Source organism: Nocardia transvalensis NBRC 15921 (assembly GCF_000308875.1).
GTDB lineage: Bacteria > Actinomycetota > Actinomycetes > Mycobacteriales > Mycobacteriaceae > Nocardia > Nocardia transvalensis.
The window spans coordinates 23,759-42,212 of the sequence record NZ_BAGL01000007.1 but is presented as its reverse complement, the minus strand read 5'-3'; the positions used below and the strand labels follow the sequence as shown (position 1 = coordinate 42,212).

Sequence of the window (18,454 nt, the reverse complement as noted above, 5' to 3'; positions counted from 1 at the left end):
CCGGCGCGGTGTGCCATTCCGTTTTCCGGCATGCTTTTGGCCGGAATCAGGCCGTCGTGGTGTGGTGCGGGAGGGGGTGTTGCGTGGGTGGGTGGGCCGGGTGGGGGTGTTGTGGGGTCGGCGGGGCGATCACGTCGATCAGCTCGAGGAGAGCGCCGCGGGCCACGCGGCGGGGTTGGGGGTCCTGTTCGGCCAGCGCCGCGACCACCGCACCGTCGACCACCGCGACCAGCCGCCGCAGCTGTTCGAGCCGCACCACCCGGTCGGACCGGCGCAGCACGTCGGCCAATAGCTCCTCCAGTTGGTTCCGTAGGCGCAGCTGGACGTCGCGCAGTTCCGGGTGCCGCGCGGAGGCCACCGACCGCTCGTAGCGCGCGATCAGTTGGCCGCGCTCGAACTCGTCGTGACCGTCCACGCCGACCAGGAGGTCGAGTATCAGGTCGACGGTCGCGTCGGCGCCGCGGCGGCGGTGGGTCACCTCGCCGACGCGGCGGCGCATCGCCTCGAGTTCCGCGTTGCCGCTGAACTCGACCGCGCGCGCGATCAGGTCCTCGAGCGACTCGAAGTAGTAGGTCGTCGACGCCAGCGGGAGGTCCGCGCGCGTGGCCACCGAACGGTGGCGCACGGCATCGAATCCACCCTCGAGCAGCAACTCGGCGGCAGCCGCGACCAACGCTTGGCGACGCCGTTCGCCTTTCGGTGTCGTCGCGGTGATCACCGTGTCATCGTGCCAGTCATCATCAGCTCATCCGTGCCAAATCGGTGCGATCTATGACAATTCAGGTTCGCGTGGGCAAACCACCACGCGGTGTTGAAAAAACAACCACCGCTTTTCTACCCCATTCGAGCGCACCAGGGGGCCGGGACCGAAAAGTCTTAGCACATCGATGCTGCTCAGACGGCGTAGCTGTTCACTTGTCCAGGTACTTCGCCAGCCGGACCAGCGCCTCTTCGATGTCGGCGGTGGCCCCGGCGAATGAGAAACGGACCGTGCGGTTTCCGTTGACGGTGTCGAAATCGATGCCCGGGGCGATCGCCACGCCCGTGTGCGCCAGCAAGTCCGCGCACCACCGATTCGCGTCGTCGGTGAGATGGCCGATATCCGCGTAGGCGTAGAAGGCCCCGTCGGCCGGAGCCAATTTCGTGATCCCCAGCGCGGGCAGGCCCTCCAGCAGTAGCCGGCGGTTGTCCGCGTACCGGCGGACGTGACCGTCCAGTTCGGCCTTGGCCTCGGGCCCGAACGCGTGCACCGCCGCGTACTGGGACACGGCCGGCGGGCAGACCGTCATATTCGAGGCCAGCCGCTGCAGCGCCGGGCGCAGGCCCGCCGGCGCAAGCATCCAGCCCAGCCGCCAGCCCGTCATCGAGAAGTACTTCGACACCGAGCCGATGACGACGGACTCGCGCGAGGTCTCCCAGGCCGAGGCGGTCGGTTCGGTATCGGCGTAGACGATGCCGTGGTAGATCTCGTCGGAGATCAGCAGGGTCCCGTGGTCGTCGCACCAGCGCGCCAGCGCGGCGAGTTCGTCGGGGGCGATCATGGTGCCGGTCGGGTTGGCCGGGCTGGCCACGATCAGGCCGGCGGGCGGCTTCGGCAGCGCCTCGAGCATGTCGACCGTCGGCTGGAAGCGGGTCTGCGGGCCGCAGTCCAGCTCGATCACCTCGCAGCCCAGGGCGGCCAGCGTGTTCCGGTAGGCCGGATAGCCGGGGCGGGCGACCACGACGGTGTCGCCGATATCGAAGGCGGCCAGGAAGATCAGCGTGAACGCGCCCGACGAGCCGGTCGTGACGACCACGTCGTCGGGATCGACGTCGACGCCGTAGGTGCGGGCGTGGTGGCCGGCGATCGCCTCGCGCAGCGGGAGGACGCCGAATGTCTCGGTGTAGCCGAGCAGTTCGTGGTCCAGCGCCGCCTTCGTGGCCCGCAGCACCGGCGCGGGCGCGGGCGTCGACGGCTGCCCGGCGGCGAGCACCAGCACGTCGCCGTGGGTGCGGGCGCGCTCGGCGGCCGCCTTCCACACGTCCATGACGAAGAAGGTCGGGACATTCGACCGGCGGGATTCACTGCGCACCCGACGACCGTAGAACACCGCGCGCACCCGCAACGCGGGTATGCCCACCGGATTCGTACCTGAGACCTGGCTGTGCACAGCGCCGCCCGGCTGCCACGGGCCCGATCGTCCTGTTATCGTCGGCAGAATGCCTGACCAGGCCCGCCGCGCGAAGGTTTTGCCAGGGAGTGGGACGGTGCTCCACCCCGGCTGGCGTTCGGCGCTGCGACGGGAACGGCCCTCCCGGGCGAGTCAGGTCCGGGATCTGATCGCCCGCGGCCGGGATCTGATGGCGTGGGCGCGGGATCTGGTCGCGCGGATGTGGGCGTATGTGCGCTGGGCCGTCCGGACGATCCGGGATACCGATTGGCGGGCGGAGTTCCGGCAGCGGTGGCCCCGCCTGCGCGGCTGGCTGATCACGCATCGCGTGCTCGTGGCCGGGGTGGTCGTGGTGGCGCTGTTCGCGGCCGCCGACGCCACCGCGCCGCGTCCCACCGATGTGGCTCTGGCACAGGGCAGTACGCAGCGCGTTCCGGTCGCGTACCCGCTCCAGGTGCAGTCGGCGCCGGAGTCGAGCAAGCGCTATCTGAACGCCATCAACAACGGCGAGCACATCCGCGAATCGCAGGTGGTGGCCGCGGCGGCGCGCGCGACCCTGGAACGGGCCAAGGCCGAGGCGGCGGCCGCCGTCTCCGGGCAGCCCGCGCCCTGGCTGGGCGGGACGGTCACCTCGCTGCCGGGCGGCATCCTGCCGGGCCTCGGTGGTTTCGTCCTCCCCGCGCGCGGGATGTTCACCTCCGGATTCGGCCAGCGCTGGGGCACTTTCCACGCCGGGATCGATATCGCCGCGCCGATCGGCTCACCGATCTACGCGGTCACCGACGGCACCGTCATCGACGCCGGGCCGGCCCAGGGCTTCGGGTTGTGGGTGCGCATCCGCCACGACGACGGCACGATCTCCGTCTACGGCCACATGTACGACTTCTTCGTCTCGGTGGGCGAACGCGTACGCACCGGCCAGCAGATCGCCCGGGTCGGTAACCGCGGCGACTCCACCGGCCCCCACCTGCACTTCGAGATCCTGATCAACGGCCAGCACGTCGACCCCCAGCCCTGGTTGGCGTTCCACGGGATTCAGCTGGGGTAGTGGATTCCGGCCGAAAGCGTGCCGGAAAAATGTTGGGCGGCGCGCGTGGAAGTCTTGGGCTGGCCCGGGCGGATGGTGGGCCTACACGCGGGTGGGCAGGGAGATTCGGTCCTCCACCGCTGCCAGGGCTATGTCGGTGCGGTAGTGGCTGCCGGGGAGTTTGATGCCGGTGATGCGGTGGTAGGCGCGTTCGCGGGCCTCGGTGAGGTCGGCGCCGGTGGCTACGACATTGAGGACTCGGCCGCCCGCGGAGAGCAGGGCGCCGTCGTCGCGCTGGGACGTACCGGCATGCAGCACTTCGGTATTCGGCTCGGAGGCGTCGGTGCCGGTGATGACGTCGCCGGTGCGCGGGCGGCCGGGATAGTTCTCCGCCGCCAGCACCACGGTCACCGCGGAGCCGTCGATCCAGCGCGGCGCCTCGGATTGCGCGAGGGCGCCGGTGGCCGTGGCGTACAGCAGCGCGCCCAGCGGGCTGTCCAGCAGCGCCAGCACCGCCTGCGTCTCGGGATCGCCGAAGCGGCAGTTGAATTCGACGACAGCGGGCCCGGCCTGGCCGATCGCCAGCCCGGCGTAGAGCAGGCCGGAGAACGGCACGCCGCGCCGGACCATCTCCGCCGCAACGGGTTTCACGACATCGTCGACGATCTCGGTGACCCGCTCGGCGGGCAGCCACGGCAGCGGGGTGTACGCGCCCATGCCGCCGGTGTTGGGGCCGGTGTCGCCGTTGCCGACCCGCTTGTGATCCTGCGCGGGTAGTAGCGGCACCACGGTCTCGCCGTCGACGAGACAGAACAGCGAGACCTCGGGCCCGTCGAGGAACGATTCCAGCAGCACCGGATGACCCTGCTCCAGCAGTTCGGCGCCGTGGTCGCGGGCGGCCAGCCGGTCGGAGGTGACTACCACGCCCTTGCCGGCGGCGAGGCCGTCGTCCTTCACCACCCAGGTGGGACCGAACCGGTCGAGCGCGGCGTCCAGTTCGCCCGGATGGTCGACCACCTCGCTGTGGGCGGTGAGCACCCCGGCCGCCGACATCACATCCTTGGCGAACGCCTTCGAGCCCTCGATCCGGGCCGCGGCGGCCGACGGCCCGAAGCAGGCGATCCCCGCCGCGCGCACCGCGTCGGCGATGCCCAGGACCAGCGGCACCTCGGGCCCGATGACCACGAGATCCGCCTCGAGGTCGCGAGCCAGCGCGACCACCGCCTCCGCACTGCACGGGTCGACGGCGCGAATCTCCGCGTGCGGCGCCATGCCCGGGTTGCCCGGCGCGGCCGCGACGGCACTCACCCCCGGGTCCCGCCGCAGGGCCAGCACGAGGGCGTGTTCACGGGCTCCGGAACCGATGACGAGTACTCGCACCCGACACAGCTTAGGTGACGTCCTTCCACCGTCCTGCGGGTATCGACCGGACAACCCCCTGCCCGCCCCGTCCGGGGATCCGGGAAATTCCTCAATAGACTCGATTCATGGCTTCTGTATTCAGCGCGATCATCGACGGCCGGATCCCCGGACGGTTCGTGTGGGAGGACGACGAGTTCGTCGGGTTCCTCACCATCGCACCGGTCACCCAGGGGCATACGCTCGTCGTGCCTCGCAAGGAGATCGACCAGTGGCAGGACGTCGATCCGGACACCTTCGCGCGGCTCAACGGCGTGGCGCAGAAGATCGGGCGGGCCGTGCGCGCCGCGTGGGAGGCGCCGCGCGCGGGCCTGCTCATCGCCGGGCTGGAGGTGCCGCACCTGCACGTGCACGTGTTCCCCGCCTTCGAACTCGGCGATTTCAACATCTCCCAGGCCGATCCGGAACCGACCCCGGAGTCCCTGGACGAGGCCCAGGCCAAGATCAAACAGGCCCTGCGCGATCTCGGCTACGGCGCCAACGTCCCGGACTGAGCGCGCGGCAGCCGGACGGTGAAGGTGGTGCCCTCCCCCATGGCGGTGCGCACCTCGACGGTGCCGCCGTGGGCGGCCACCAGCGCCTGGACGATGGACAGCCCCAGCCCGGTGCCGCCGCTGTCACGGCTGCGCGAGGCGTCCGTGCGATAGAAGCGCTCGAAGATCCGACCGGCCTGATCGTCGGGCAGGCCGGGCCCGGTGTCGGCGACCTCGAGCATCACCTCGTCGGCGGCGGGGGTCAGTCGCACCGCCACCGCAGCCTCCGGCGGGGTGTGCACGAGCGCGTTGTTCACCAGATTGGACAGCACCTGCCGCAGTCTCGCCTCGTCCCCGGAGATCTCCAATGTGCCTGCACCGGAACGTATTTCGAGATCGATGACGCGGCTCGGCCCCTCCGGGCGTTGCGCGGCGTCGACCGCGCGGGCGCTGTGCACGGCATCGCTGGCCAGGGCGAGCAGATCGACGGGACGGCGGTCCAGCGGGCGCTGCGCGTCCAGCCGGGCCAGCATCAGCAGATCCTCCACCAGCAGGCTCATCCGATTCGATTCGCGTTCGATCCGATCCATGAACAGCGCCGGATCCGCAAGCGCCCCTTGCCGATACAGCTCGGCGAAGCCCTTGATCGTGGTGAGCGGCGTGCGCAGCTCGTGGCTGGCGTCGGCGACGAACCGCCGCATGTTGGCCTCCGACCGCCGGGCCGACTCCTCCGAGGCCTCGGTGGCGGCGAAGGCGTGCTGGATCTGCGAGAGCATGCCGTTCAGCGACTGCGACAGCCGATCGACCTCGGTATCGGTGCCGCGCACGGGAACTCGCCGATGCAGATCGCCGCCCGCGATGGCGGCGGCGGTCGTCTCCACCGCCCGCAGCGGGCGCAGGCTGCGCCGGATCACGAAGTACGCCACCACCGCCAGCACCGCCAGCACGATCGCCCCGACCACCACCTGCAACCCGATCAGCCGGTCGATGATGTTCTCGGTCTGATCCAGCCGCAGCGCGACCACGCTGGTGCCGTCGAGCGACACCACCCGCACGGCGCGCCAGCGGTCCTCCGGATCGTCCACGGATCCGACGGTCCGCGGTCGCCCCGTGAGATCGGCGGGCAGGTCGGGCACCGAGGATCCGGAGTTCAGCGCCAGCCGCTGATTCCCGTCCGAACCCTGGATCCGCACATAGAACAGGGCCGGCGGCCGCTCGCGCCCCGGCCGCATCGGCAGCCGTTCCGGCGGCGGCGCGTCCGGCGCGGCCCAGGTGCGGGAGGCCTCGACCAGTTGCCGATCCACCTTGTCCATCAGGACATTACGCATCGCCGAGGTGACCGCGACGCCCGAGACCAGCAGCCCCAGTCCGGCCAGCAGCACCAGCGCCACGACCAGCGTGACCCGCAGCGGGACCGCCGCCAGTCGATGCGAAAGGGCTCGGCGCACGGTGGCGCCCGGCCCCTGGCTCATTTCACCGACGACTTGCTGCGACTGGGCGCGCGCATGACGTAGCCGACTCCGCGCAGCGTGTGGATCAGCCGGTCCGGCCCGGTGTCGACCTTCTTGCGCAGGTAGGAGACGTAGGTTTCGACCACGCCGACCTCGCCGCCGAAGTCGTAGCGCCACACGTGATCCAGGATCCGCGGCTTGCTGAGCACCGTGCCCGCGTTCACCATGAAGTACCGCAGCAGGGTGAACTCGGTCGGCGACAGGGCGACCGGTTCGCCCGCCTTCCACACCTCGTGGGTGTCGTCGTCGAGTTCGATGTCCTCGAACCGCAGGCGCGAGGACTTCCGTTCCTCCACCGTGTGACCGGAGCGGCGCAGGATCACCCGCAACCGCGCCACCACCTCCTCGAGGCTGAAGGGCTTGGTGACGTAGTCGTCGGCGCCCAGCGTGAGGCCGGTGATCTTGTCCTCCACCTCGTCGCGGGCGGTGAGGAACAGGACGGGAGCATCGATACCGTCGGCGCGCAGCCGCCGCAGCAGGCCGAATCCGTCCATACCCGGCATCATGACGTCGACGATCAACGCGTCCGGGCGGAAGGCGCGGGCCCGGTCCAGCCCCTCGGCCCCGTTCGCCGCGGACGCGACCTCGAATCCCTGATACCGCAGGCTCACGGTGAGCAGCTCGACGATCATCGGTTCGTCGTCGACCACCAGCACCCGGGCCTCCGGCGTCCGTTCGGCAGGCTGACCATTCATAACGCCCATAGTGCTCCCCCGGCCGCCGAGCACGCTGTGCCTCCGCTGGGAGTTTCCTGGGAACGCCCCGCGCACTGCCCGAGAACATGCGAACGGCCCCGGAGCAGATCCGGGGCCGTTCGTGTGGGGCCGAGCCCCCTGTCGGGATTGAACCGACGACCTTCGCTTTACAAGAGCGGTGCTCTACCACTGAGCTAAGGAGGCGGAAAACGGTGTCATCATAGCCGGGATCGGCGGTCGCACCGAAAAGTTGGGATCATCCGCGCACGGGCTCGGCCACGGCGACTGCGGAATCCCGGAAACGGGGATCACGCAGCCGCCGCGTCGTAGCCGTCCGTGCGCAGTATCTCTCGGGTACCGCGGATCAGGACTGGGCGGCCTGCCGGGCCGCGTCGTCGGCGGCCATCGCGTCACGCAGGCTCTTGGGCCGCATATCGGTCCAGTTCTTCTCGACGTATTCGACGCAGGCAGCGCGGCTGTCCTCGCCGAAAACCACTCGCCATCCGGCCGGAACCTCGGCGAAGGCCGGCCACAGGGAATGCTGCTCCTCGTCGTTGACCAGAACGAAGAACCGGCCGTCCTCGTCGTCGAACGGGTTGGTGCTCATTTCACCTCACTGGATACGTGCGCTGTGTACGGGGGAACGCGCGGGGATTCGAAAACCCCCCGAGCGATGTGTCGACCCTAGCAAGGCCGACGTTACGGTTGGTCGGTTACCTCGCACCACCGAAGAAGTCGAGCAGAACCTTGTTGACCGCCTCGGGCCGCTCCAGGTAGCCGTAGTGCCCGGCATCGGGAATCTCCTGGTAGCGAGCGCCGGGGATGACGTCGGCGACCTCGCGGGTGAGGTATGCCGGAATCATCCGATCGTCGGCGAATCCGACGGCCAGGCAGGGCACCTTGATTCCGCGGTACGCCTGCAGGCGGTCGAAGTCGTGATCCATGCGACGCTGCGCGCGAATCCCGGGCGATACGGGACCGCCGGTGAATTCGAACAGATCCAGCCAGTCGCGGGCGGAGTTCGGATCGGCCATGGTGGCCGGGGACAGGTTCATCACGGCGGTGAGCGCGGCGTCGTACTTGGCCGGCAGCTTCGTGCCGCTCGCGTCGAGTTCGTGCTCGCCCAGCGACAGCGTCTTCTGGAACTGGTCGAGGCGTCCGTGCCCGGCCATGAAGACGGCCTTGCGCACCAGGTCCGGGCGGGCCAGCGCCAGCTCCTGCGCCACCCGCGCGCCCATCGAGGTACCCGCGACCAGGGCCGGGCCCTCGTCGAGCAGTTCGATCAGACCGGCGGTGTCCTTGACCATGTCGTCGATGACGATGCCGTGCGCGGATTCACTCGACGGCGCGATGCCCCGATTGTCGAACGTGCACACCCGGTAGCCGGCCGCGAGCAATGCGGGCACCTGATGCAGCTCCCACACCCGGCCCGGACTCCCGGTGCCCATGATCAGCACGATCAGCGGTGCGGCGCCCTTGATGTCGGTGCCCTTGGCCCTGTCCCCCTTCACCTGGTAGTTCAGCGAGATTCCGTTCACCGTGGCCAACGGCATGATGCTGGGACCCTTCTTTCCGTGTTTCGTACTCCACTCCCCACGGTATAGGTATCCGCGCGTCGAGCGTTTCGCCACCGGCCCACGTGGAATGCGCGGATACGTAGGCCCGATACCATTGACATCTCACGACCTGACACGACCCCGAGCCGAGAGGACACGATGATGGCCGCGAAGGGCGCCAACGACATCGCGGACGACGATCTGGAGCCGCTCGCCGACGAGACCGCACGGCAGGCCCAGCGCGTCGTGGCCGCATACGCCACCGACGCCGACGAATGCCGGATGCTGCTGTCGATGCTCGGAATCGCACCCAGCACCCGGAGCGAATAGCCGCCGGAACTTCCACGACACAACTTCACGGGCTCGAGCAACCGGAGGATCCAGTAGTGGACCACAAGAGCGAATCCCAGACCGATGTGCGCCAGCACGCTCTACCGGATGCCGAGTTCACGCCATCGAGCTATCTGGGCGGCGGCGCCGGTTCCGGATTCGTCGTCGTCGCCAACCGGCTGCCGGTGGACCTGGAGCGACTACCCGACGGCTCCACGCGCTGGAAACGCAGCCCGGGCGGGCTGGTGACCGCGCTGGAGCCGGTGCTCCGCAGCAACAACGGCGCCTGGGTGGGCTGGGCAGGGGTGCCGGACGTCGATGTCGAGCCGATCGTCGAGGACGGCCTGGAGCTGCATCCGGTGCCGCTGACGGCCGATGAGGTCGCCGACTACTACGAGGGCTTCTCCAACGGCACGCTCTGGCCGCTCTACCACGACGTGATCGTGCGCCCCGAGTACCACCGCCGCTGGTGGTCGGCCTACGTCAACGTCAACCGGCGTTTCGCCGAATACACCGCCAAGGTGGCCGCCGAGGGCGCCACCGTCTGGGTGCAGGACTACCAGCTGCAGCTGGTCCCGAAGATGCTGCGAATGCTGCGGCCGGACCTCACCATCGGCTTCTTCCTGCACATCCCCTTCCCGCCGGTCGAGCTGTTCATGCAGCTGCCCTGGCGCACCGAGATCGTGGAGGGCCTGCTCGGCGCCGACCTGATCGGATTCCACCTCCCCGGCGGCGCGCAGAACTTCCTGTATCTGGCGAGAAGGCTTGCCGGACAACCGACTTCGCGCGGCACCATCGGCGTGCGCTCGAAAATGGGTGTGGTGCAGGTGGGTTTCCGTACGGTGCGGGTGGGCGCGTTCCCGATCTCGATCGCCTCGGCCGAACTCGACGAGCTGTCGCGCAAGCGGTCGGTGCGCGACCGCGCCGCCCAGATCCGTTCGGAACTCGGCAATGCCAAGCACATCCTGCTCGGCGTCGACCGGCTCGACTACACCAAGGGCATCGATATCCGCCTGGAGGCGCTGGAGGAGTTACTCCGCGAGGGCCGCATCGACCCGCGGGAGACGGTGATGGTGCAGCTGGCCACGCCGAGCCGCGAGCGCGTCGAGAGCTACATCCAGATGCGCGGCGATATCGAACGCCAGGTGGGCCGGATCAACGGCGAGTTCTCGCGGGTCGGTTTCCCGGTGGTGCACTACCTGCACCGGCCGATCCCCCGCGAGGAACTGGCCGCGTTCTTCGTCGCCGCCGACGCCATGCTGGTGACGCCGCTGCGCGACGGGATGAATCTGGTGGCCAAGGAGTACGTGGCCTGCCACAGCGGCCTCAACGGCGCGCTGGTGCTCAGCGAATTCACCGGCGCCGCAGCGGAATTGCGCCAGGCCTATCTGTGCAATCCGCACGACCTCGACAGCGTCAAGGACGCGATCACCGCGGCCCTCGACGACGAGCCCGACACCCGGCGCCGCCGCATGCGGGCCCTGCGCCGGCAGGTGCTCACCCACGATGTGGACCGGTGGGCTCGGGCTTTCCTGGAGGCCCTCGCTCAGGACCGCGTGGCCGGCAGCGCCCTGCTCGGCGAACACGACGTGGATCCCTCGCGCTGAGCTATTCCGTCAGCCCGCTCGCACAGCCAACCGTCGGCGCCCGCTCGTTCGGGTGCTCAGATCGGGTTGACCTGGCCGACGAGCCAGTGGCCGTCCTCCTTGTCCAAGCTCACCCGGACGCGGCTGGGGGTCACATTGCCCTGCGGGGCGTCCTTGCTGGTGGTGACCTGGTTCAGGTACAGCAGCACGACCGCGTGTTCGCGCTCGGCGGACACCACGCCGGAGGCCTGGGTATTGGCCTGGACGGTGAGTTCCTTCTCCTTGGCGCCCTTGGCGATCACCTCGTTGACCAGCTTCAGGAAGTCCTTGCGAAAGGCCGGGGTGAGGCTGTCGCCCACCTTGGGCAGTTCGGTGTCGACGGTGTGGAAGTCGTAGCTGAACATCGACTGCACCGTGCGCCGCGCCGCGGCGACCGAATCGGTGCGGGCCGATTCGGCCTGGCTGTCGGACCAGTACTTGAAGCCGGTGAGTCCGCCCGCGACGACGGCGGCCACGAGAAGGACTGCCGCACAAGCGAACAGGATGGGGCGCAGATTGGTTTTCATGCCACGAACTCCACTTGCGAGGCGGTCAGATGCCCGTCGTCACCACGGTCGACCGTGACCCGGAAGCGGTAGTACCGCTGCTGCGGATCGGGTGACGCGGCATTGGTGAGGGTCTGCTTGGCGGCGACGAGCACCCGCGCGGAGTGGTCGTCCTCGCTGTCGATGGCGGTCTCGATGATCTCGCCGCTGGCCTTGACCTGCGCCTGCTGCACGACCTGGGCGTAGGCGTCCTTGCGCTCGGTGTACTCGGCCTTCAGCTGCCCGGAGGCCACGGACAGGACGCGATCGATGTCCTGCGGGGCGGTGTCGCCCTTGATGTTGGTCAGGTTGAGCACGGCCTGCTTGGCGGTCTGCGTGTATTCGGTCCGGCGCGTATCCAGCGCGTTCGCCTGGTGCTGGTGATAGAAGAAGAACCCACCGGACCCGAGCAGAACCAGCGCCGACAGCACAGCTACCACCGCCGCGGCCCAGCCCAGCCACCCCAGCCGCCCGGCCCGCGTCCCGCCCGCCTCCTCGGAGGCATCGGTCGCGTCCGCGGGAGTCGCGTCGGCTACGCCGGTCTTCACCGTCGCCTCGTCAGCGGACGTCTCGGCCACGGAGGTCTTGACCGTCTTCTCGTCGTCCGCGGGCGTCGCGTCGACCACGGCGGTCTTCACCGTCGCCTCGTCAGCGGACGTCTCGGCCACGGAGGTCTTGACTGTCGTCTCGTCGTCCGCGGACGTCGCGTCGACTACGCCGGTCTTGACCGTCGCCTCGTCAGCGGAGGTCTCGGCTACGGAGGTCTTGACGGTCGCGTCGTCGTCCGCGGCGGCCTTGACGGTGGCCGCGGCGTGCTTCACGGTCGCCGCGTCATCCGCGACGGCCTCGGTGGTCGCCTCGTCCGCGGCGGCCGGCTTCACGGTCGCGGCGGAGTCGGTGGCAGCCTCGACGGTCGCCGCGTCGTCCGCGGCGGCCTCGGGGGCCGGGGCGTCCTTCGCGGGGGCGTCGGCGGGCGGACCGGCCGATCGCACGACGCGACGGCGGGCCCGACCGGCGTTGCCTGTGTTTTCGCTCATTGTTGCTGCTCCTCGAGCATCGACTGCCAGCTCGACGGTACCGTTCCCGAACCGTTGGCACCCACGTCGCCCTGTTTGTAGGTGCGTCCGTCGGGTCCGACGAAGGTTCCGCTTCCGGGGTCGTAGGACCTGGTGACGGAGGCAGGATGGGTATCGGAGGCCGGGGCCGGACCCGCGGCGGGCGGCTCCCCGGCGGCCGCGGGAGCGGGCTGCGCCGGGAACGGCGGATTGTTGCCCTCCGGCACGTAGCCCTCGGGATCGCGGCACAGCTCCGGCGTCGGCGCCCGCTTACCCGGCACCTCGGCGCACGGGTAGTTGCGGATGCCGCGCACGGCCTCCTTGGCGTCCTGCGCGACCTTGCAGTACAGCTCCGGGGTGTCCGGAACGGAGAAGTCGTTGGGCGAACGCCGCTGATCCGGCGGCAGGAAGCCGGTGAGGCAGCCCGGCGGATCGTTGAGCCCGAGCATGAAGTCGACCATCGCGCCGTACTTCATCGGACCTGTCTTCGCCGCGGTGAACAGCGCCGAGATCATCGGCGGCAGCACGACGAGGATCTGCTCCAGCCCGGCGTGGTAGGTGACCCCGACCTGCCCGACGCTGACCAGATTCGACAGCAGCAGCGGCAGCGTCGGCTTCAGGTCCTGGAAGGTCGAACTCACCTTCTGCGCCGCCGACGGGGTCTTCTCGATCAGCCCGCGCAGCGCCGGATCGTGTTCGCGCAGTTGGTCGGTCACGGTGGCCAGGTTCTGGGTCCACGCCCGGACGGAGGCGTCGGACTCGTTCTGGGTGTCCAGCAGCGGTCCGAGCTTCGCCAGCAGATCCTTCGTCTCGCCGGTGTTCGCCTTTGCCTCCTGCACCAGCAGCGAGGCCGAGTCGATGAACTTCTGCAGATCCGGACCCGCGCCGTTGAACGCGGTGAAGGCGTCGTCGATGACCTCCCGCAGCTTGGTGTCGGAGATGCTGTTCAGCAGCCGGTCGGCCTGATCGAGCATGGCACCGACATCCTGCGGAAGTTTGGTGCGCTGCACCGGAATCACCGATCCGTCACCGAGATTGCCGCCGCGCGGGGACTGCGCGGGCACCAGGTCGACGTACTGCTCGCCGATCGCGGAGACGCTCCGGATCCAGGCGTCCACATCGGAGGGCACCTTGTAGTCGCTGTCGACCGACAGCACCGCGTCCACGCCGTCGGGCGTGAGCCGGACCTCGTTCACCTTGCCGACATTGGTGCCCCGGTAGGCGACGTTGGCGGTCGGGTAGAGCCCGCCGGTGGCCGCCAGTTTCACGGTCACCTCGTAGCGCCCGATCCCGAACATCGCGGGCAGGTGCACGTAGCTTCCGGCCATCACGAGCAGGCCGACGACCGTCAGCACCCCGAAGATGACCAGCTGCGTCCGAACGAACTTGGTGAGCTTCACTGCCCCGGACCTCCTTGCGGCGCACCGGGAACCGTCAGCCCGGGTATGGCGGGCAGGCCCGGGATCGCCGGCAGCCCCGGAATGGCCGGCTGGGCCGGGGGCGGCTGCAGCGGGCCCTGCACGGGATCGCCCTTCTCTCCGGCGGTTCCGGCGATGGTGCCGAGTGCGGCCTCCACGCCGTAGACCGCCTGCACGCCACCGAACCGGCCGCCGAGCGGTGTTCCGGTGAGGAAGTTCGAATCCAGCCGCTTGCCGGTGAGGTCGTAGGTGACGAACAGGTTCATGTAGTCGCCCTTGACGGCCTTGTTGATGCCCTTGATCGGGAACGGGAACGTCAGCAGCAACTGCAGCGAATCCGCGAGCCGGTCGCCGGTGCTGGCCAGCGATTCCAGGGTCGGCCAGAGATCGGCCAGTTCGGCCTTCAGGTTGTCGCCGCCCTGGGCGATGATCCGCTGCACGACCTCGCTCAGATCACCCAGGGAGGTAATGGCTTTGGTGATGTTCTCGCGCCGGTCGGCGAGCACCGTCAGCGCCGGATGGATCTGCTCGATGGCGTTGCCCAGCCGGTCCTTCTGCTGCGCGAGCTGCCCGCCGAACCGGTCGAGTCCCTCCATCGCGCCGATGATGTCGCCGGTTTGCTGGTCGAGGGTGGTGGTCAGCTGGTTCAGCTGCGGCAGCAGGTCGCGGATGGCGTCCTGGCGGCCGCTGAACGTCGCGTTCAGTTCGTGAGTGATGGTCTCCAGCTGCGAGATTCCGCCACCGTTGAGCACCACCGACAGCGACGACAGCGTCTGCTCGGTCGTCGGATAGGCCCCCGCGCGGTCGAGCGGGATGAGATCCCCGTCGTGCAATTGTCCCTGTGCCGCAACGCCTTCCGGCGCCGCCAGCTCGACGTGATTACTGCCCAGCAGGCTGGTCTGCCCGATCCGCGCGATCGCGTTCGCGGGCAGCCGCACCTCTTTGTTCAGGCTGACCGTGACCAGCGCGTGCCAGCCCTCGACATCGATACCGGTCACCGTCCCGACCGTCACGTCATCGACCTTGACCGGCGAATTGCGGGTCAGCGTAGTGACATTCGGCATCTGAATCCGAACCTTCCACGCCCCCTCCCCGGTCCCGGCCGCGCCGGGCATGGGCAACGTGTTGAGCCCGTCCCATTGGCAGCCGGTCAAACCCAGAGCCATCGCGAGCCCGAGCACCAACGCTGCCACCCGCGTCCGCCGCAGGTTCGTGGCCGCCCCGGGCCTGGACTGACGGAGCGGAGGCCGCCCAGCGGCTGGAGCGGAGGAGGGAAGGCCCGGGGCCAAGAGGCCACGAACACGCGACGCCGGAGGCGGCGCCATCCAACACAGCATCCGGCGCATTCTCATCGCCCACCTCCGGGAACGGCCAGGCCCGCAATGCCGCTCGGGACGGTGACGGGCGGGGCGACGGGCGCGCGCTCGGCGAGTTCCGGCGTGCTGTAGATCAGCTGCTGCGGGAAGACGGTCTGCAGCGAGGCCGGATTCGCTATCAGCGGTGGATAATTCGTGATCAGGGTGTTCAGGACCGGGGCCAGATACTGGCGGCACAGGTTCCCGGACTTGTCGGAGTCGTTGGCCCCGATGCCTTCGACCGCGCCGCACAGGAACTCGACCGGGTTGGCGAAGTTGGTGCCGGTCACGTTGCCCGCCAGCGAACCCTGGGCGGGCTTGTAGATCTGGTAGAAGTTCACCAGGCCGGTCGGGCCCGCGTGCAGGACCCGCTCGAGCTGGGGGCGCTTGTCGGCCAGCAGCTGGGTGACGTCCTGCAGGCGCTGCACGCTCTCGGTGAGCGCGCCGCCGCGCTCGTCCAGGAACCGTTTGACGTCCGCGATCGCCGAATCCAGATTGTCCAGTCCCGCACCGAGATCCGAGGAGACCCCGGCCAGCACCGACGACACCGACGCCAGCCGCCCGCCGAACTGCACGATCTGGTCGTTGCTGCGGGACAGCACGTCGACGAACTGCTGCAGGTTGCGAATGGTGCCGAACAGATCGGTCCGGCCGTCCGAGAGGGTGCTCAGCGTGCTGGACAGATCCCGCAGGGTGTCGCGCAGCGCCTGGGCGTTGCCGTTGCCGAGGTTGTTCGCGAAGGTGTCCACGGCCCGCCCGAAGGAGCCCTGCTTGTCCTCGCCCACCGGGCCCAGCGCCTGCGACAGCTTGGTCAGCTCGGTCTTGATGTCGTCCCACTCCACCGGGACCGCGGTGTGCTCGATCGGAATCTCGCTGTCGTCGTGCATCTTCGGGCCGCCGGTGTAGACGGGGGCCAGCTGCACGAACCGCGCCGACACCAGCGAGGGTGAGACCGCGATGGCCTTGGCGTCCGCCGGGATGTCCACGCCGCGGTCGACGGTCATGGTGACCTTCACCCGGTCCCGGCCGGGCTCGATCGAATTGATCTTGCCGACCTTGACGCCCAGCACGCGGACGTCGTCATTGGCGTACAGGCCGTTCGTCGACGGGAAGTACGCGGTGATGTGGGTCTTGCCGATATTGGTGACCGCGCCGTAGACGACCCAGCCGGCCAGCACCACGACCAGTGCCGCGGCGACGTACCGCGCCCAGCGTGGCACCTTGGAGATCTTGCGCAGTGGTGTCATCTCGGTGGGTCCTGTTCAGCGGGGCTGGTGGACGGCGGAGCGTTGAGATACTCCTGGAACGACTGCGGGAGGCGTTGCGGCCACACCAGCGCGTCGATCAGCGGTCGCATCGTCGGGCTGGTGAGGTTGGCCAGGTACGACTGGAAGTACGGGCCGCTGCCGACCTGCTCGCCGAGCGCCGCCGCGTACGGGCCGAGCTGATCGAGCGCCTGGCCCAGGTTGTCCTTGTTGCGCTGCAACAGCCCCAGCACCGAATTCAGTTTGTCCAGAGCGGGTTTCAGCTGCGCCTCGTTGTCGCCGACGAATCCGGTGAGCTGCTGGGCCAGGCCGTTGACGTACACGATCAGCTGGCTGAGCGCCGAGCGGCGGGCGTCCAACTCGCCGAGCAGGTCGTTGCCGTCGAGCAGCAGCGCGTTGATCTGGTCGGCGCGGTCGGCCAGGACCTTGGTGACGTTCTGGGCGTGCGCGAGCAGATCGGTGAGCGCCTGGTCGCGGGCGTTCAGGCTGCGCGACAGGGCGCTGACGCCGTCCAGGGCCGCCCGCAGCGGCGCGGGGGTGTCGGCGAAGGTCTGCGACAGCGTGTCCAGGGTGGTGTTGACCTGATCGAGGTCCAGGCCCTGCACGGTCTTGGTGAGATCGCCCAGCGCGTCGTTGAGCGAATACGGAGATCGGGTGCGCTCCAACGGAATCGGATCGTCGCCGCGAATCGCCCCGTCGCCCTGCGGGTCGACCTCGAGCGATTTGCGGCCCAGCACGGTATTGGTCTTGATGGCCGCGGTCGTCTTGCGCCCCAGCACGATCGACTCGTCGAGGCTGAACCGCACCCGCACCTTCGCGCCGTCCAGCTCGACCTTCTCGACCTTCCCGGACCGCACCCCGGCCACCTGGACCTGATCACCGGGTAGCAGGCCGCCGGCGTCGGCGAAGAAGGCGCTGAAGTCGGCGCCGCTGCGAATGAAGGGTAGTCGGTCGAATTGCAACGCGGACAACGAGATCGTGGCGGCCAGGACGACGCCGACGATGCCGATCGACAGTAACCGGTTTCCGTTCACTCGTTCGCACACCTTCCGGTCGACTGATTGCCCGGCAGGTGCACTTCCATCGGCTTACCGTCGGGACCGTCGGCGAGCATCGTCACGCCGCAGACGTACATGTTCAGGAACGAACCGTAGGACCCGACCCGGACGAGCTTCTTGTAGGTATCCGGCAGCTGATCGAAGATCGACTGCAGGTCGCCGGACTTGTCGTCGAGGTTCTGCGACAGCTGGCCGAGTTGCCCGAAGGTCTGCTTCAGATCGGGGCGGGCCTCCTGCAGCAGGTTGGTGAGGTCACCCGTCGCGCCCGCCAGCCGCGGCAGCGCCGCGCCGATCGGGTCCTTGTCCGCGGCGAGCCCGCTGACCAGCCGCTGCAACTCGGTGAGCGTGGTGTCGAATTCCTTGCCGCGATCGTCGATGGTGGCCAGGACCGTCTTCAGGTTCTCGATCACGCTGCCGATCAGGGCATCCCGGTCCGCCAGGGTCTTGGCGAAGGAGCCGGAGCTGTTCAGCAGCGAGACCAGCGCGCCGCCCTGCCCCTGGAACACCTGCAGCAGCGCCGCGGTCAGGTCGTTCACCTGGCCCGGGTCCAGGCCGCGCAGCAGCGGTTTGAAACCGCCGAGCAGCAGGTCCAGGTCGAGAGCGGGCTTGGTCTTGTCGGCGCCGATGGTGTCGTTCTTCGACAGCGCCTCGGTGGTGCCCGGCCCTTCCAGCAGCTCCAGGTAGCGGTCGCCGACGAGATTCTCGTAGCGGACCGCCGCCTGGGTGCTGGTGTAGAGCCGGTACTTGCTGTCGACATCGAAATCGACGTGCGCGAGGTGGTCCTTGCCGACGTACACCCGCTTCACCGAACCCACGGGCACACCGGCGATGCGCACCTTCGATCCCGGCAGCATTCCCGACGAGGTGGTGAATATCGCGTGATAACCCGTCTCGCGGGAGAAGCGCATCTGGCTGAAGATCACCCCGAGCAGGGCCAGTACGAGCACCATCACCAGCGTGAAGATGCTCAGC

General features: G+C 68.9%; 18 protein-coding genes and 1 tRNA gene. 4 read left to right on the top strand and 15 right to left on the bottom strand.

Translation table 11 applies throughout. From position 1 onward, the window contains the following. Positions 1–46 precede the first annotated feature (46 nt). Positions 47–718 (bottom strand): TetR/AcrR family transcriptional regulator, encoded by a 672-nt coding sequence (locus ON41_RS04170; protein WP_051160950.1) that lies wholly within the window; start codon positions 716–718, stop codon positions 47–49. Positions 719–911: 193 nt separating this feature from the next. After that, positions 912–2,072 (bottom strand): pyridoxal phosphate-dependent aminotransferase, encoded by a 1,161-nt coding sequence (locus ON41_RS04165; protein WP_040745340.1) that lies wholly within the window; start codon positions 2,070–2,072, stop codon positions 912–914. Positions 2,073–2,199: 127 nt separating this feature from the next. On the opposite strand from ON41_RS04165, the gene ON41_RS04160 reads away from it, so the two are divergent. Further along, on the top strand, positions 2,200–3,198 hold the full coding sequence (locus tag ON41_RS04160; protein WP_040745271.1) for a M23 family metallopeptidase: 999 nt from the start codon (positions 2,200–2,202) through the stop codon (positions 3,196–3,198). Positions 3,199–3,279: 81 nt separating this feature from the next. Here the strand turns inward: ON41_RS04160 and purD are convergent, their stop codons facing one another. Then, positions 3,280–4,557, bottom strand: coding sequence for a phosphoribosylamine--glycine ligase (purD, locus tag ON41_RS04155; RefSeq protein WP_040745268.1), 1,278 nt, complete (start codon positions 4,555–4,557; stop codon positions 3,280–3,282). 107 nt (positions 4,558–4,664) lie between these two features. Between purD and ON41_RS04150 the strand changes: the two genes are divergently transcribed. Next, complete coding sequence (locus ON41_RS04150; RefSeq protein WP_040745267.1) at positions 4,665–5,090, top strand: HIT family protein; 426 nt, start codon at positions 4,665–4,667, stop codon at positions 5,088–5,090. On the opposite strand, the gene ON41_RS04145 is transcribed toward ON41_RS04150, so the two are convergent. The 5 genes from ON41_RS04145 to ON41_RS04125 all read right to left on the bottom strand — a co-directional run bounded on the left by ON41_RS04145 (position 5,066) and on the right by ON41_RS04125 (position 8,828). After that, positions 5,066–6,541: a sensor histidine kinase gene (locus ON41_RS04145; protein WP_051160949.1), complete on the bottom strand. Its 1,476-nt coding sequence runs from the start codon at positions 6,539–6,541 to the stop codon at positions 5,066–5,068. The genes ON41_RS04150 and ON41_RS04145 overlap by 25 nt on opposite strands. After that, on the bottom strand, positions 6,538–7,275 hold the full coding sequence (locus tag ON41_RS04140; RefSeq protein WP_083905116.1) for a response regulator transcription factor: 738 nt from the start codon (positions 7,273–7,275) through the stop codon (positions 6,538–6,540). The genes ON41_RS04145 and ON41_RS04140 overlap by 4 nt, the downstream gene beginning before the upstream one ends. Before the next feature lie 132 nt (positions 7,276–7,407). Beyond that, positions 7,408–7,479 (bottom strand) — tRNA-Thr (locus ON41_RS04135). Between the two features lie 160 nt (positions 7,480–7,639). Then, entirely contained in the window at positions 7,640–7,882 is a 243-nt protein-coding gene (locus tag ON41_RS04130; RefSeq protein WP_019931522.1) for an MbtH family protein, read from the bottom strand. Positions 7,883–7,988: 106 nt separating this feature from the next. Continuing rightward, positions 7,989–8,828 carry an alpha/beta fold hydrolase gene (locus ON41_RS04125; RefSeq protein WP_040745265.1) on the bottom strand — a complete coding sequence of 280 codons (840 nt, stop codon included), beginning with the start codon at positions 8,826–8,828 and terminating at the stop codon, positions 7,989–7,991. A gap of 165 nt (positions 8,829–8,993) precedes the next feature. Between ON41_RS04125 and ON41_RS42220 the strand changes: the two genes are divergently transcribed. Together ON41_RS42220 and ON41_RS04120 are read left to right on the top strand one after the other, a co-directional pair. Next, positions 8,994–9,161, top strand: coding sequence for a hypothetical protein (locus tag ON41_RS42220; RefSeq protein WP_169336467.1), 168 nt, complete (start codon positions 8,994–8,996; stop codon positions 9,159–9,161). A 134-nt stretch (positions 9,162–9,295) separates the two neighbouring features. Further along, the gene (locus tag ON41_RS04120) at positions 9,296–10,768 is read left to right on the top strand and encodes an alpha,alpha-trehalose-phosphate synthase (UDP-forming) (protein WP_040745336.1); all 1,473 of its coding nucleotides are present in this window, start codon (positions 9,296–9,298) and stop codon (positions 10,766–10,768) included. Positions 10,769–10,824: 56 nt separating this feature from the next. On the opposite strand, the gene ON41_RS04115 is transcribed toward ON41_RS04120, so the two are convergent. The 7 genes from ON41_RS04115 to ON41_RS04085 all read right to left on the bottom strand — a co-directional run bounded on the left by ON41_RS04115 (position 10,825) and on the right by ON41_RS04085 (position 18,432). Then, a complete protein-coding gene (locus ON41_RS04115; protein ID WP_040745264.1) occupies positions 10,825–11,313 on the bottom strand; it encodes an Rv1363c family protein in 489 nt (162 codons plus the stop codon). Beyond that, positions 11,310–12,368, bottom strand: coding sequence for an Rv1363c family protein (locus ON41_RS39990; RefSeq protein ID WP_051160948.1), 1,059 nt, complete (start codon positions 12,366–12,368; stop codon positions 11,310–11,312). Before ON41_RS39990 ends, ON41_RS04115 begins: the two co-directional genes overlap by 4 nt. Then, complete coding sequence (locus ON41_RS04105; protein WP_040745263.1) at positions 12,365–13,786, bottom strand: MCE family protein; 1,422 nt, start codon at positions 13,784–13,786, stop codon at positions 12,365–12,367. The genes ON41_RS39990 and ON41_RS04105 overlap by 4 nt, the downstream gene beginning before the upstream one ends. Continuing rightward, entirely contained in the window at positions 13,783–14,970 is a 1,188-nt protein-coding gene (locus tag ON41_RS04100; RefSeq protein WP_051160958.1) for an MCE family protein, read from the bottom strand. Before ON41_RS04100 ends, ON41_RS04105 begins: the two co-directional genes overlap by 4 nt. Before the next feature lie 182 nt (positions 14,971–15,152). Beyond that, positions 15,153–16,406 carry an MCE family protein gene (locus ON41_RS04095; protein WP_040745262.1) on the bottom strand — a complete coding sequence of 418 codons (1,254 nt, stop codon included), beginning with the start codon at positions 16,404–16,406 and terminating at the stop codon, positions 15,153–15,155. Then, on the bottom strand, positions 16,403–17,458 hold the full coding sequence (locus tag ON41_RS04090; RefSeq protein ID WP_040745261.1) for an MCE family protein: 1,056 nt from the start codon (positions 17,456–17,458) through the stop codon (positions 16,403–16,405). The genes ON41_RS04095 and ON41_RS04090 overlap by 4 nt, the downstream gene beginning before the upstream one ends. After that, a complete protein-coding gene (locus tag ON41_RS04085; protein WP_051160957.1) occupies positions 17,455–18,432 on the bottom strand; it encodes an MCE family protein in 978 nt (325 codons plus the stop codon). Before ON41_RS04085 ends, ON41_RS04090 begins: the two co-directional genes overlap by 4 nt. Positions 18,433–18,454 lie beyond the last annotated feature (22 nt).